Annotated in this window: 17 protein-coding genes; 8 read left to right on the forward strand and 9 right to left on the reverse strand. The window is 59.2% G+C overall.

Annotation, left to right across the window (positions count from 1 at the left end):
* Positions 1–36: 36 nt before the first annotated feature.
* The 3 genes from FHT73_RS27195 to FHT73_RS27205 form a co-directional block, all read right to left on the reverse strand.
* On the reverse strand, positions 37–495 hold the full coding sequence (locus tag FHT73_RS27195) for a thiamine pyrophosphate-binding protein (protein WP_246712254.1): 459 nt from the start codon (positions 493–495) through the stop codon (positions 37–39).
* 125 nt (positions 496–620) lie between these two features.
* Positions 621–1628 (reverse strand): catalase, encoded by a 1008-nt coding sequence (locus FHT73_RS27200; protein ID WP_112611288.1) that lies wholly within the window; start codon positions 1626–1628, stop codon positions 621–623.
* Between the two features lie 519 nt (positions 1629–2147).
* Positions 2148–3023: a LysR family transcriptional regulator gene (locus tag FHT73_RS27205; protein WP_112611290.1), complete on the reverse strand. Its 876-nt coding sequence runs from the start codon at positions 3021–3023 to the stop codon at positions 2148–2150.
* A 111-nt stretch (positions 3024–3134) separates the two neighbouring features.
* On the opposite strand from FHT73_RS27205, the gene FHT73_RS27210 reads away from it, so the two are divergent.
* The 5 genes from FHT73_RS27210 (at position 3135) to bla (ending at position 7497) form a co-directional block, all read left to right on the forward strand.
* On the forward strand, positions 3135–3695 hold the full coding sequence (locus tag FHT73_RS27210; protein ID WP_246712255.1) for a glutathione S-transferase family protein: 561 nt from the start codon (positions 3135–3137) through the stop codon (positions 3693–3695).
* 119 nt (positions 3696–3814) lie between these two features.
* The gene (locus tag FHT73_RS27215; RefSeq protein ID WP_112611292.1) at positions 3815–4585 is read left to right on the forward strand and encodes an enoyl-CoA hydratase/isomerase family protein; all 771 of its coding nucleotides are present in this window, start codon (positions 3815–3817) and stop codon (positions 4583–4585) included.
* 93 nt (positions 4586–4678) lie between these two features.
* On the forward strand, positions 4679–5353 hold the full coding sequence (locus FHT73_RS27220) for a peroxiredoxin-like family protein (RefSeq protein WP_112611294.1): 675 nt from the start codon (positions 4679–4681) through the stop codon (positions 5351–5353).
* Positions 5354–5420: 67 nt separating this feature from the next.
* Positions 5421–6077, forward strand: a complete 657-nt coding sequence (locus tag FHT73_RS27225; protein ID WP_112611296.1) for an SDR family oxidoreductase — start codon at positions 5421–5423, stop codon at positions 6075–6077.
* Positions 6078–6612: 535 nt separating this feature from the next.
* Positions 6613–7497, forward strand: coding sequence for a class A beta-lactamase (gene bla / locus FHT73_RS27230; protein ID WP_112611298.1), 885 nt, complete (start codon positions 6613–6615; stop codon positions 7495–7497).
* 58 nt (positions 7498–7555) lie between these two features.
* Here the strand turns inward: bla and FHT73_RS27235 are convergent, their stop codons facing one another.
* Positions 7556–8455 (reverse strand): LysR substrate-binding domain-containing protein, encoded by a 900-nt coding sequence (locus FHT73_RS27235; RefSeq protein WP_112611300.1) that lies wholly within the window; start codon positions 8453–8455, stop codon positions 7556–7558.
* A 165-nt stretch (positions 8456–8620) separates the two neighbouring features.
* Here FHT73_RS27235 and FHT73_RS27240 point away from each other — a divergent pair, with 165 nt between their 5' ends.
* Genes FHT73_RS27240 through FHT73_RS27250 form a run of 3 tightly spaced genes read left to right on the forward strand, consistent with a single transcriptional unit; the run spans position 8621 to position 10362 of the window.
* Positions 8621–9169, forward strand: coding sequence for a sugar ABC transporter (locus FHT73_RS27240; protein WP_246712256.1), 549 nt, complete (start codon positions 8621–8623; stop codon positions 9167–9169).
* 6 nt (positions 9170–9175) lie between these two features.
* Positions 9176–9502 carry a hypothetical protein gene (locus FHT73_RS27245; RefSeq protein WP_183716119.1) on the forward strand — a complete coding sequence of 109 codons (327 nt, stop codon included), beginning with the start codon at positions 9176–9178 and terminating at the stop codon, positions 9500–9502.
* A 20-nt stretch (positions 9503–9522) separates the two neighbouring features.
* Positions 9523–10362, forward strand: coding sequence for an MBL fold metallo-hydrolase (locus FHT73_RS27250; protein WP_112611304.1), 840 nt, complete (start codon positions 9523–9525; stop codon positions 10360–10362).
* Positions 10363–10422: 60 nt separating this feature from the next.
* On the opposite strand, the gene FHT73_RS27255 is transcribed toward FHT73_RS27250, so the two are convergent.
* From FHT73_RS27255 to FHT73_RS27275, 5 genes are all read right to left on the reverse strand, one after another.
* Entirely contained in the window at positions 10423–10785 is a 363-nt protein-coding gene (locus tag FHT73_RS27255; RefSeq protein WP_112611306.1) for a DUF4180 domain-containing protein, read from the reverse strand.
* Positions 10782–11633: an alpha/beta hydrolase gene (locus FHT73_RS27260; protein WP_112611308.1), complete on the reverse strand. Its 852-nt coding sequence runs from the start codon at positions 11631–11633 to the stop codon at positions 10782–10784. Before FHT73_RS27260 ends, FHT73_RS27255 begins: the two co-directional genes overlap by 4 nt.
* A 17-nt stretch (positions 11634–11650) precedes the next feature.
* Complete coding sequence (locus tag FHT73_RS27265; RefSeq protein ID WP_112611310.1) at positions 11651–12070, reverse strand: helix-turn-helix domain-containing protein; 420 nt, start codon at positions 12068–12070, stop codon at positions 11651–11653.
* 441 nt (positions 12071–12511) lie between these two features.
* Positions 12512–12913, reverse strand: a complete 402-nt coding sequence (locus FHT73_RS27270) for a GNAT family protein (RefSeq protein ID WP_112611312.1) — start codon at positions 12911–12913, stop codon at positions 12512–12514.
* Positions 12914–13003: 90 nt separating this feature from the next.
* A protein-coding gene (locus FHT73_RS27275) for an IS3 family transposase (protein ID WP_183716121.1) occupies positions 13004–14103 on the reverse strand; the annotation gives its coding sequence in 2 pieces (ribosomal slippage) (positions 13004–13851 and positions 13851–14103; 1101 coding nt in all).
* Positions 14104–14384: the final 281 nt, after the last annotated feature.

Raw genomic sequence — 14384 nt, forward strand, 5'->3', positions numbered from 1 at the left:
CAATCCCTTGACCAAAGCCTGATCAGAAAACCATATTTAAACGTGGCTCACTTCTCGGTGGAAAAACCGGCTCTGTTCCGCGTGAAAACCAACATCTGGGGTAAGGATGGTCTCGCAGTATACACTGCAGCCTTGGAAGACCTTCTTGAAGTCGACCTCTTGGATCGACTCGAACCCCATGTCGGCCGTAACGATCTGCGTCGCGATCAGCAACACGGGAGCGCGGTTGCGGTTCGCTTCGTAGAGGCCGTTAATGAAATGCAGGCTCCCCGGGCCACAGGTCCCCGCGCATGCTGTCAGCTGTCCGGTGAGCAGTGCCTGTCCTGCGGCTGCAAACGCGCCCGCCTCCTCGTGCCTCATGTGCACCCACTCGATGGAGCTGCGTTCGATGGCGTGGGCAATAGTGTTCAGCGTATCTCCGACAATGCCATAGCACGCCTTCACACCAGCCGACTCCAGAACCTCCACCAGAAGATCTGCGACTTTTCTGCTCATTTTTTCCTCGACGTTCTTGGACCGCGCCCGAATCCGGGAAATTATCGCGTAGGCGAACTATCGAAGATTTTGACAGGACGTTCTTGTACCGAATTCTCCATTTTCAACAGGTCCCGTCCGCCTTCTCAGCCATCCTTTGTGGCCATGAGGCGCTGCCAATGGTGAGCGGTTGCTCCGTATACGTCACGTCGGGCTCGGTTCAAGTTTCCAAGGGGGCGAAACTGCGCCGGCGCGTTCCACGGATTGAATGCCAGTGCGTCGATAGTAGACATTTGATGTCTTCCCTCGATCCCTTGTATGTCCTGCTTTGGTATACGCAACGTCGCAATTTCGATTGAAGGCGACGCTATCTCGGTCCACTCAACCGCGCCGTCTTCAATCGGGGTGACAAGCTCGTTCTTATATTGTTGGATCGCCAGTCGATATCGTACGTCACGCTCCGCAAGCCTGGCCGCGAGTTCTTCACGAAGACCCTCGCCGCCTGCGGCTGTATCGAGAAATGCGTCCGCAGGACTGGCATCAGGAATAAGGTTAAACCGTACCGGAACGGTTCCCCACAGAATCGCACCACGACTCCAGAAGCGCTCAAGTGCGATACTACGGCAAGGCCGCATGCCCTTGGCGATCGCTTCAACGAGGCGTATCGCCTCCGACTTCCCAAAGGTCTGCTCCAGCCTCTCCATCATCAGCGCTCGGTCACCCGAAGCGATCGATGCAAATTCGACAAACTGTCGCGCGTTTCGGGCGTGCGACACTGGAAAGTTGGTCATGAGGAGATCGTGAAACATTCCCTGCCCGGTGTCCAAACGAATGGCGACGCCGCGCATATCAGCAGTGCCATCCGGCTGCGGGACGCCGCTGGCATTGGAAAACCGGACGGTCGCAGCCAGCGACGCGCCCGGCTGAAAATGACTGACGCGCAGGCTGCCTGGGAGGTTTTCGTCGATCGAGAGCACTGCGTTCGAGACGGCCGCGATTACCTTTGCGTGCAAGGCTCTTCTCGCATGAACCGCTCCGGCCTTCTGCCGATTGGCCTCCTGTACAGCAAGCATTTTCTGGACGAGTTGGCGGAAAATTTCCTTCTCCGCCTCTGGTGATCCGCCGTCGTAGATTTCGATCCAGTCGTCTTCCATCTTTGCCAGTCCATCGTAACAAATAAGAGCAGCCACATACCGATTTGCTGACCAGGGTCCCTAATAATCTTCGGGCCTGCTCGCTGTGACCGGTCGGCTGCACCGTTTCCATGAGCACCGGCCCCGCGACCGAATTTACGGCACAGGCATACCAATGTCTTGGATGAGGCTCACATGACCAACGAGTTTAATACTGTCCCAGACGCATCGATTTTGCCGCATTTCGCGGGTGGCAACTATGTGCTGTGTCATGCGGAGACTCAGCGAGTACAATCCGAACACTGCGCACGAAACTGCTGATAATCTTTCTGTGGTTCGACCACCTCCGAACCGCGTACGGGGAAACAAATATCGATGTAATCGTCGCTCGAGTTCGGGGTCCGTTAATTCCAGTCGCTCATAGGCTCTTGCAGGGACCTGCAAGGATAACCAGCAGCTTCCAGCGCCCCCTTCACTTGATGGGAATTGAACCATCGACCCGCTGTTTCGGGACCAGCAGCCCGCCCAGCAGGCGCCTTTTTATTCAAAGATCCCCGCGACAAAATCTGCAAATGCCCGCGCCTTTGCGCTTGCCAGGCGGCCAGTAGGAAATACCGCCCACAGGTCAAGCGATGGTAACTCCCAGTCCTTGAGGAGACGGATAGCTTGTCCATTGTGGAGTTCTGGCCAGAACATCCAGTCGGACGCGATGGCAAGACCCATATCCGCGAGCACCGCCGCGCGAAGTCCCTCGGCCGCGCTGAACCTTACTCGCCCCGAGACCGCGACCGAGGCTTCCGTTCCACCCTTCCGGAATATCCAGCTGTTGCCGAGTTGCGTGTAGACGATCGCCTGATGGGCGGCGAGATCGGCCGGTACTTTCGGGGTCCCATGCCTTTCGAGGTAGACCTTCGTTGCGATCACCGATCGACGCCCCGTCGTCAGGCGGCGGGCGACGGCGGACGAGTCCACCAGATCGCCCATGCGTAGCGCGATGTCGATGCCCTCGGAGACGAGATCAATGACCCGGTCATCGAGGATGACCTCAATTTCTAACTCTGGATGCGCCGCCATGAATTCCGACAGGCGCGGCACGATCATGAGCCTTGCGAATGTCGTGGCCGCGCAGATACGGAGCCTTCCCGACAATCCCGCGCCGGCGCCCCGCGCCTCCAGTTCCGCTTCATCGGCTTCCTGAATGGCCGTTTTGGCACGTTCGAAGAAACGCAAACCGGCGTCGGTCGGTGTCAGGCCGTGGGTTGAGCGGACCAGCAGCCGGACCTGCAGCCTATCCTCAAGCTGTGCGATCGTCTTTGATATGGCGGGCTGACCGACGCCGATGCGCCGTGCTGCCTCCGAGAAGGAACCCGTTTCGACCACCCTGACGAACGCCGTCATCGCGTGCAAACGATCCATGTGCTTATTCTCCTTCGGAATAAGCATTATCGCTTCACGCCGCCTGACGCAATATCCCGAGAATGGGCATAACTCTCCTCACCGGCGACATACCGCCAAGGAGAGACAGACATGATCGAAGTTTACGCATTTGCCACGCCCAACAGCGTCAAGGTCCCGATCGCCCTCGAAGAGCTCGGCTTGGCCTACGATCTGAAGCCGGTCAACGTCCGTAAGGGCGAGCAGAAGGAGGCCGGCTTCGTCGACCTTAACGCCAATGCCAAAGTGCCGGTGCTGGTCGACGCCGATGTAGAAGGCGCACCGCTGGTGCTGACCGAAAGTGCCGCTATCCTCGTTTATCTCGCTGAAAAGACCGGCAGGCTGCTGCCGGCCGGTGGCGAGGCCCGGGCTCGCGTCTTCGAACAGTTGTTCTTCCACGCTTCCGGCCTCAGCCCGGCCTTCGGCAATGCCGGCTTCTTCAAGCGTTCTTCGCCGGAGCCGCAGCCGGTCGCCGAAGCCCGCTTCTCGGGCGAGGCTGCACGCCTCACCGGCCTGCTCGATACCCTGCTTGCCGAGCGCCGCTTCGTGACCGGCGACGATTTCAGCATCGCCGACATTGCCCATTTCGGCTGGATATGGCGCCGCCAGTTTCCGGACGTCACCTTCGACGGCCGTCCCCATCTTGCCCGCTGATACGACGAGGTCGCAGCACGACCGGCCGTCAAGCGCGCCATCACCCGCGTCGAGGCCGTGGTCCCCGCCGCCTGACCCTTCTACCGCCTCAAACACCAGAAAAAACAAAGGAGACCACCATGTCCAAATTCGAAACCTACAAGAACACCTTCGCCAATGCCCGCCTGACCCGTTCGGAAAGCGGCGTCCTCGAAGTCGCGCTGCATACCGATGGCGGCAAGCTCGTCTTCAACGGCCATACCCATGAGCAGTTCGTCGACCTGTTCCACCAGATCGGCTCGGATGCGGACAATCGCGTCGTCATCCTTACCGGCTCGGGCGACGCCTTCATGGATGCGATCAGCCCCGAAGGCTTCGATTTCTTCTCGCCCCGCGGCTACGACAAGATTTTTCGCGAAGGCAAGAAAGTGCTGATGAACATCCTCGATATCGAGGTGCCGCTCATCGCCGCCCTGAACGGCCCAGTCCTCTTGCATTCCGAATATGCGCTGCTCGCCGATATCGTGCTGGCAACGCCCGAGACCGTGTTCCAGGACAAGCCGCATTTCGATTTCGGCATCGTCCCCGGGGATGGCGTCAACCTGCTTTGGCCGGAAGTCATCGGCAGCATCCGCGGCCGCTATTTCATCCTCACCCGCCAGGTGCTCGATGCCGCGACTGCCAAGGACTGGGGCGTCGTCAACGAGGTCGTGGCTTCGGACAAGCTGCTCGCCCGCGCCCATGAAATAGCCGAGGGCATCGCTTCCCTGCCGCCGCTGACCAGCCGCTACACCCGCATCGCCCTTACGCAGAAGCTGCGCCGGATCGTCGACGAAGGTGCCGGTTATGGCTTGGCGCTCGAAGGCATCAGCGCTGCCGAAGTCGCCCGCTCGATGGCTACCAACAGCTGATCACTCCCTCGTCCATCACCGGGCTTCAGCACAGATCCTGAGGTTCGGCATGCCCAACGCCTCCCATCCAATTCCAATCAAAGGAGAATTCCCATGTCCCTCCAAGCCAAACTCGACGCATTCAAGGCCGATTTCGAAGCCGGTAAGCCACCCTACAAAGTGCCCTATTCGGTGATCGAGACGATGCACCGCGCCACCGCCGAGCTGATCGCCTCGGGAGCGGCAGAGCGCGCCCTCAAGGCCGGCGACAAGATTCCCCGCTTCACACTCGACGATCCGGACGGCAACAAGGTCTCGTCCATCGACCTGCTGCGCAAAGGACCGCTGGTCATCAGCTTTTATCGCGGCGTCTGGTGCCCCTATTGCAACATGGAACTGCAGGCGCTGCAGCAGGCCCTGCCGGAGTTCCAGGCGCTGGGCGCCAGCCTGGTGGCGATCTCGCCACAGAACCCGGTCAACAGCCGCAAGTCGCTCCGCCAGAACAGCCTCGACTTCCCGATCCTTTCGGACTCCCACAATGACGTTGCTGCCGCCTTCGGCCTGCGCTTCGAGATGCAGGATTATCTGGTCGAGCTCTACAAGTCGTTGAAGAACGACCTGCCGGCCTTCAACGGCGACCCGAGCTGGACCCTGCCGATGCCGGCCCGCTACGTCGTCGGCCAGGACGGCACGATCCTCTATGCCGAGGTCAACCCGGACTATACCCGCCGCCCCGAGCCGGAAGACATGCTGCCGGCGCTGCGCCGCGCCGCATCAGTCTCCGCCTGATCCGATCCACCAGTAGAACCCTGCCTCCGACGAGGCAGGGCCGCATGATATTCAGAAGGACTGTCCCATGAAGAGAACCTTCCTGATCACCGGCGCCAGCAAGGGCATCGGTCTTGCCTTGTCGCAGCGCCTCGTCCGCCACGGCCATCGGGTCATCGGCGTCGCGCGCAATCCGACAGAACCCTTCCACGGCGAATTCCATGCCGTCGATCTTGCCGACCGTAAGGCCAGCGAGCGGCTTTCTGAGATCGTTCGCGACAATGCCGTCGATGGCGTCGTCAACAATGTCGGGCTTGTCCGGGCAGCCCCGCTTGGCGCGATCGCGGTGGAAACACTCGAGGAAGTCATGCGCGTTAACCTGCATCCAGCGCTCGTTTCCGCCCAGGCAGCGATGCCGGGCATGAAGGCGCGGGGTTGGGGGCAGATCGTCAACATCACCAGCCTGACGGTTCTCGGCAGCGTCGAGCGCACGGCCTATGCCGCGGCCAAGGCGGCACTGGTCAGTTTCACCCGCAATTGGGCACTGGAACTCGCAACGTCGGGCATCACCGTCAATGCCGTTTCGCCTGGTCCGACCGAGACCGAACTCTTCCGGGCCAATAATCCCGCCGGCAGCGCCGGCGAAGCACGATACCTGGCCGGCGTACCAATGGGACGCTTCGGCGCCCCGGACGAGATAGCGGCCACCATCGCTTTCCTGCTCTCCGACGATGCCGCCTTCTAAGCCGCCGGGGAAATCGGCGCCTTCGGCCACCAGTTCATCTCAAACCCGGGTATTGCCGATCGTCTGCGCGACGTTATCGCCCTGACGCCCTATGACAGCTCGACCTTCTATGACGGCAATGCCATCGGCTACACGGTTTATGAGCCTCATCACGAGGCGTCCATAGCGAAATGATCAACAGCGACCCGACCGGTGCTATCCATTACTTGGTCGAAAAATGGGCTTCAGGCGCGCCGGTCGTTCGCCGCTCGACGGGCAAGGCTTATCCACTCATCCACTTGAAGTATGGTGAATGACCGCAAGCTTTCATATCTCATAACCTCAAGTTCTTTGAAGTCACGTCCTAGCTGGATCACTAACACGCGGCGCGTACCAAGAAGCGGACGCAATCCTGATGAGTATATTGACTAGCCCCAGGACCCGCCCGGCGTCTCATCATAAATCGGACTAAAAAGTAGTATCGATCCCGATGCGGAACCTGATGCATGCGGTCACAAAAAAGAGCACTCGAAGATAAGGCAGAAGTAAAGACAAAATGACTCGGATGCTCACACGACGGACTACATTTCTGACCCCACTCATTGCATTACCTTGGTTGTTCGGGCGTGGCGCGCGCGCAGATGACGGCCGAAGCATTGTCGAAGACCGGCTCCGAGAACTCGAAATCCGCAGTGGTGGTCGTCTTGGCGTTGCGGTACTGGACACCGCAACCGGTCGGGTAATCGGGAACCGTCTCGATGAACGCTTCGCTCTGTGCAGTACGTTCAAGGCTCTGGCTATCGCGTTCACGCTCGCTCGCGTTGATCGCGGAGAAGAGAAGCTGGACCGAAGAATCTTCTTTGCCGAGAAGGATCTGGTCATGCCTTTCAAGGCGACCAAGCCGCACCTTGCTGACGGCATGACAGTCGAGCAGCTCTGCGAAGCGGCAGCAATTGTCAGCGACAGCACCGCGGCAAATCTGCTGATGGCCAGCTTCGGCGGACCTTCTGCATTGACCGCCTATCTGCGCTCAATAGGTGATCAAACGACCCGTATCGACAAGACCGAACTGGCTCTCAATATCGTCAAGTCCGGAGAAACGCACGACACGACTTCGCCGCGCGCGATGGTGGGCACACTGCAACGCATCGTACTCGGCTCCGCTCTGTCGTCTACGTCGCGGGCGCACTTGACCGAGTGGATGATGGCGTCCAGGGATGCGGCCGCACAACGCCTGCGGGCTGGTTTGCCGGTGGGGTGGCGGATCGCGAACAAGCCCGGGACTTGGGAGGGAATAGCGACCAACGATATCGGGGTGATCTTTCCACCCAATCGCCCTCCCATCGTCGTCGCTGCTTATCTCGGCAGGGCGCGCGGCTCCGTGGCTGATCAGGAAGCAGTTTTGGCTGAAGTCGCGCGCATCATTACGAGAAGCGCATAGTCGAAACAGCCTGCCAACGGCGGTAGAAAGGCCGCTGTCGATCGAGCAAGCTAGCATCTTAGCTGGTGCGGGAGAGAGCGTGCACTTCCGAAAGCAGCCAATCCGCAAATGCCTGTATTGGACCGTCACTCAACCGGATCGGCTCTGGGAGGATCAGACTGAAGGTCTTGGAGATCGACTGGCCTTCAGGCCAGGGTGCGACCAGACGACCTTCCGCCAATTCCGTCTGGACATAGAGGCGCGGCACCAGCGCAACGCCAAGTCCCGCCAGTGCGGCCTCGATCAACATGATGTGGAGATCGTAGCATGGGCCGATCGCGGGATTGGTCAGCGTGGTTCCGGTTTCCTGCGCATAGCGCTGCCAGGCATCCGGGTTCTGGCGACGGTGCAGACGTGGCAGGCGGTCGAGCGACGCCGCGTCTGCGGCTTTGTCGAGAAGGGCCGGATGGCAGACAGGCACCAGCGTCTCGTGCAACAACTGGTGCGTTCTCATACCAGTCCACGCGGGATGTTCGAAGTGGATCGCGGCGTCGAAGCCGCTTCCGGCGAGCACGAATGGTTCCATTCGTTCGGCAAGATGCACGATGATGTTGGGGTGGCGCTCCTGAAATCCTCCAAGGCGGGGAATGAGCCATCGCGTGGCGAAAGTCGGGATCGTCGCGATATCGATGCTGGCACCGTCGCTGGGCTGCCCCATCAGATACTGGCTGTCACGCTCCAGCCGGTCGAGAGACTCGCGAACCTGGGCGGCATACCGTTCCCCGCTCGGCAGAAGCCTGACGCGATTGCCGACGCGCTCGAAAAGCGTCACGCCGAGGAAAGCTTCCAGCCGGCCGATCTGGCGGCTGATGGCACCTTCGGTCAGCGCCAGCTCGTCCGCTGCGCGCGCGAAGCTGCCATGACGCGCCGATGCCTCGAACGCCATGAGAGCGGAATTGCTGGGAATTTTACGGCGCATCGGTGGCCTCCACAGGTTTGATCGGCACATGATCGACCCCAGCTTGATATTAGATCATTGAAGGGTGATGCAATATCGATATTCAATGGATCTCTCGCCTTCTACTATGACAAAATGTCAATTACAAAAGAAGCCGGAAGCGCTGCGCGGCCGGCCGGAGGCGATATGATGATCTATACGGTTGAATGCAGCTTTGCTGATCCGCACAGCGAAGCGGAATGGAACGCGTTTTACAGCCTGGACAAGCTACCTGCCCTGATTTCTGTCAGCGGCTTTCACACCTCACAACGCTTCAAAGCGTTGAGCGGCGGCTGTCCCGTCTACCTCGCTCTTCATTCGATCGACGGCCTCGATATTCTAACCGGCGAAGAATATAGCCGGAAGGGCGGCGGCAACTTCGCCCGTTGGCAGCAACACATCACCGATTGGCACCGGAACCTGTACGAGGGCATCGAACGCGCCCCGGCCGTCGGAGAAACCGAATATCTGGTGCTGAGCACAACAGGCCCTCAGCGGCTTCGCGAATTCGGCCTGACGCCTTTTGCGATGCGCGCGGTCGCCATGGAGAAGTTCCCGGAACATCGCTGGCTCGCGAAAGCGGGTCGCCACATGATCGGAGATATCGGACATCTGCCGGACGATGTTCACGTCTATGCGCCGATGACGCCGCAATTGACGAACCGCGATGACGTCGCCTCCCCAAGCGCGCGGTGAACGCCGATGCCGAATGTCACCCTCTACATCTCGCAAGACAGGACGCCGCCGGAGGAGATGCTCGTGGCGCTCACGGAGCGATGCACCGCGCTCTGCACCGGCATCCTTCGGGCGGCCTTGGAGAATGTGCATATCATTTTTGTCGCCGTTCGGCATGGCCGAGGCCATCCAGCCTTTGTCGATATCCAGTATCGCCTCGAACCGTTCCGGACAGCGGCCGTGATGGACCGGTTCATGAAGGAATTGGACGACGTCATTCAGTGCAGCACCGATCTGACCGCGCGCATTCGCTGCTTCGGCTACGAAGCGTCGAGCATCCACGCACGCAGCTGAACTCACGCCAGAGAAGAACCATGACGATGACCGATTTTCCCAGCCAGACGGTTGGCGACCTGACCCTCATAGCCATCAGTGACGGCTGTCTCCACGCCGGTTTCGGCCTACTCTCGAATATCGATGCTGACGATGCCTCTCAAATGCAGGGGAATGCGGGGATACGGGATCACACCGCTATCCACATCAACTGCTATCTGGTGCGGGGAGGCGGTCGCACGGTCCTGATCGATGCCGGCGCGGGCGGTTTCAAACAATGGGGCGGCCGGCTGAAGGACAACCTCGCCCGGGCGGGCATCCAGCCTGCTGCTATTAACGCCATCCTGTTGACGCACGCCCATCCAGACCATGTCGGTGGACTGCTCGACCCCACAGGCGAAGCCGCATTCCCAAATGCCGAGCTCATCGCCCATCGGCAGGAAGTCGCGTTCTGGCAGGATGACGGTAATCTGAGCCGCGCGCCGGAGCGTGCCCATGGCAACTTCATCTTCGCCCGTCAGGCGTTTGCCGCTTATCGTGGCAGGTTGCGCATGTTCGAGACCGGAGACGTGCTTCCCGGCATGACGGCAGTTCCGCTCCCTGGTCATACGGCAGGACATACCGGCTACCGTCTTGAGTCCGGCGGCCAGAACCTGTTGGTCTGGGGCGACATAGTCCATTTCCCAGAGATCCAAATCCCGCGGCCGGACGTGTCGATCGCGTTCGATCAGGATACGCATCTCGCCGCAGCGACGCGATCGAGGCTGCTGGATATTGTCAGTTCGGAACGGCTTCTGATCGCCGGGATGCATCTTGGTGAGCTCGGTTTCGCGCGCATCGAGCGAGCGGGGGGAAATTACCACGTCGCCTATGAGGAATGAGCACCGCAAACTCCACATGCGTGACAGAAGGTGTTCACGCGCGTTCGGTGTTGAGGAACGTCAGACCAACTTCCTGCCCAAGTCCTCCAGATCGCCCAGAAACCAGCACGACGATCCCAGATTTGATTCATACACGAAGTCCTTCAGCGCTCTGCTTCGCTCGCATGCACTTGAAATGTCGCCGAGGACTGCCAGGCGAAGTTGGTAATTGACGAATTTCTGAACGAGCAGCCCCGCAAATCCCGTTTGGAGATCGAAGAAATTCTGCGCCAATCGCACTGCGGGTAGTGCGACCAGATCGGCCCTTTCGCCAAAAGCGGTTCCGATGAGGCTGTTGACATCAGCCTCTGTAGAAATGTGCTGACCGTTCGGGTCGCAGGACCATACGCGTAAATTGCCCAGGGTTGTAATGACGTCGCTCATGGAATGCGTCCGATTTGCTTGTCTCGAAGAAAATTGAAGATGTTTTCCCGCTGATCGGGGAGGTGATGAAAGGCCTGTTCCAGATAATGAAGTTGCGCGTTCGGCATAGTGCTCTCCACCCGCCGCCCGGTCTCGCTTGAATGAATAAGAGCATCCCGTCCCCCAACAATGATGAGGGCCGGCATCTTCAGGCTGGTGAGATCTGCATCTGAGACAAGCGGAATCGTAATCGACCGTGGGCGGACTTTCGAATGGATGCTGGAGACGAGATCCATCAAAGGTCGCGCCCTGTCGGCCAACGTTTGCGACTGCGGGCCCATGACCATAGCGCGAACCTTGGCCTTTCCCCAGGAGCCAAGCAACAGAAGCGGCAAGGCTTTTAGGAAGAACGACTTCTGGCGGCCGATTCCTGCCGGACAAAGCAACGCGAGACGATCGACACGAGACGGACGGCGGACGGCGTAATCCAGAGCAAGCCACCCTCCGAAAGAAACGCCGACAAAGGCTGCGCTTACCAGATCCAGCCCGGCAAGCACGTCGTCAAGCCACGCAGCGTACCTACCGCCTTCCACGGGAAGCTGTTTAGCTGTACTCAGTCCGGGCTCCCCGATCACGTCGACAGCATAGACACGAAACGACTGCGACCAGAGTTCGGCATCGAACATCCAGATCGCCGAATTGGTCAGCGCTCCATGCAGGAGGACGAGCGGGGGCGCATCCTTGGGACCACAGGCGACGACAAAAGTGGTGCCCTCTCGTGTATCGACCCAGAGGTGATCGGCAGCAACCGGCCATTGATCAAGAACGTTCCGATATTGATCGATGAGCACGGTGTCGAGTTTCGACATATTCGATATCTCCGTCGTCACCTGACTGCCTCCAGTTGCCTGTCCAGGCTCCTCAAGAGTTCGGAAGTATCTGATGCGGAGCCGATCATAATCAGCTTCAAATGCCGCAACTCCGCGTCATAGACGGAATTGAATTGAACGCGATCGGGGCTGCGCTCCTGAGAAAGCAGCATCGCCTGAATGGTTACCGTCAGGCGATGCGACAGTTCGGGGGAGACATCGGGAACATCGACAACACAGGATACTCGCGCCGTGATCGGCAGCTGCAGAGCCCGCCCCGCGCCGGCGAATTCATCCAGTTTGGATCGTAGAATTCGATAGGACTTACCGATTTTCGTCCCTTGCAGGCGTCCTTCACGGATAAGCCGGAGCACGGTTTTCGGGTGCAGTATCAAACGTTCCGCCGCCTGACCGACAGTATAAAACTCTTCAGACATGTCGCCAAAAGCATCCTTATTATTCCATAAAAAGGGACCTTATGGGTATAATAAGTAGTATTGCGGAACATGGCAAGGCGCAGCACTCAGCGCGACCTGTTAGGTATGCCCGTCTCGAGCATCTCCGGGACTGATGACCGGCGCGGCGGCTGAGAACCAACGCCGTTTCTCGCCAACTAAGTGCATAGTCAGGCAACCGATTTTATATCGGAGGGGATCGATATCGTTGCGATAGCCGCAACGATAGAGGCGATGCCCGTCAAAACGGTCAAGGCGTCAAATTGATACCGTCAATCGGGAAACGGGCGAGCCAGTCGAGAGGGATCATCTCGGCGTGCGGCCAGGGCGCGGCGCCGACGCGTTAATGACCTGGCGGTTCTCACGGGGATCCGAACGTGCAGAGTCCTCTGCAGTCCGTTCCGGCCAAAGTCAGGGCGCGGACTATCCCGCTGTCCGGGATGACCATTCCTCCGCCAGAAGCCCGTAAATCAGAGAATCCCGAACGCCGATATGCGTCTGCCATTCGGCCCGCAGGCACCCCTCCAGCGTGAAGCCGAGCCTCGTCAACAGCGCGATCGATGACTGGTTGTCCGGATCCGTATCGGCGAAAACGCGCCGGTGTCCCTCGGCTAATAATTGGTCGATCAGTATGGCGACAGCTTCGCGCGCATACCCATGCCCCTGCGCTTCGCGCGCAAGCAGATAGCCGATCTCGGACACACCTTCGCGTTTCTGGCCTGCCGCCACGAAGCCAATGGCAAGCTCTTCACCTGTCCGTACAATCGCCCATGAGCGCCAGTTCGATTGATCGTCGTTGGCGAAATACTCTGACCTTGCCCCCAAGTTTTATCCAGTTTTGAGTTCGCTCCAGCGGTTTTTGAGGTGCTCCCCGATTTTGGGCCAGCGGGAGCTGGAATTTTCCGGGGTTAAGGCTCAGCTCGGCGGGGGTGCCGATGAGCCATTCATGAGCGAAATCGGCACCTTGTTGCCGATCGCGCTGTGTGGCCAGAACTCGTTATACTCTCTACGCCAATCCTCCATCTTCAAGCGTGCGTCGTCAAGAGACATGAACCAATGAGCGTTCAGGCACTCGGCGCGGAACTTGCCATTGAAACTTTCGATGTAGCTGTTGTCGGTCGGCTTGCCTGGCCGCGAGAAGTCGAGCACGACGCCCTTGTGATAGGCCCATAGATCAAGGTCTCGGGAGATGAATTCGCTGCCGTTGTCGACCCGAATGGTGGCGGGATAACCGACCTGCCGACATACCCGCTCAAGCGTCTGGACCACGTCTTCGCCTCGATAGTTGAAGCGTGCATCGACTGCTGGCGAGAAGCGCGAGAAGGTATCGACCACCGTCAGGACTCTGATCTTGCGACCCGTGGCCAACTGGTCGTGGACAAAGTCCATGGCCCAAACATGGTTGGAATGGGTCGCCTCCGTGCGATCGGCCCGTAGCTTCGCCTTGACCCGCCGCTTGGGGACCTTATTGCGCATTTGCAGGTCCATCTCCTTGTAAAGACGATAGATCCGCTTCGGATTGACCGTCCATCCATCACGCCTGATCAGTATATGGACACGGCGATAGCCATAGCGCACCCGTGTCTGGCAGATCTCCTTGATCTTCAGCTTCAGTTCGGCCTGCTCGCCGCGCCTGGACTTGTAGACATAAAGCGACCGGTCGATCTTCAGAACCGCGCATGTGCGCCGTACCGAGACCTTCCAGTCCGCTTTGACCGTGTCGACAAGCTTGCGCTTGCGGGCAGGCCTCAGAGTTTTTTTGACAGCACGTCCTGGAGCATGGCCTTGTCCAATGACAGGTCCGCCACGATCCGCTTCAACTTGGCATTCTCCTCCTCGAGCTGCCGCAGACGCTTCATCTCTGACGGCATCAGGCCGGCATACTTTTTGCGCCAATTGTAGAAGGTCGCGTCCGAAATTCCCGCCTTGCGGCAGACCTCACCGATCGGCGTACCGTCCTCTGCCTGCTTCAATACGAATGCGATCTGTGCTTCCGAAAACTTCGAGGCCTTCATCGAATTCTCCTCTTCTTCCCAACAGGGATCATAAGTGGAAAATTCCAGGTCCGAATGGCCTAATTTATTGGGGGCACGTCACCCTGTCTCAGGCCGACAAGCCGAAGTTCCTTGAGCAACTGTCCGGCACGCCGGAAGGGCAACGGGCCCTCCACGAGGCGAAGACGATCGTCCTGGCGCTTGAGCAACGGTTCGGCAGTTCCGATCCGCGCGAGTTGAAGAAAGGAAACCTGCGGCTTGGGCCAGAGGTTGCCGATAAGCTCCATCGCATCGAGGCAGTC

Origin of the sequence: Rhizobium sp. BK098 (assembly GCF_014193155.1) — a bacterium.
GTDB lineage: Bacteria > Pseudomonadota > Alphaproteobacteria > Rhizobiales > Rhizobiaceae > Rhizobium.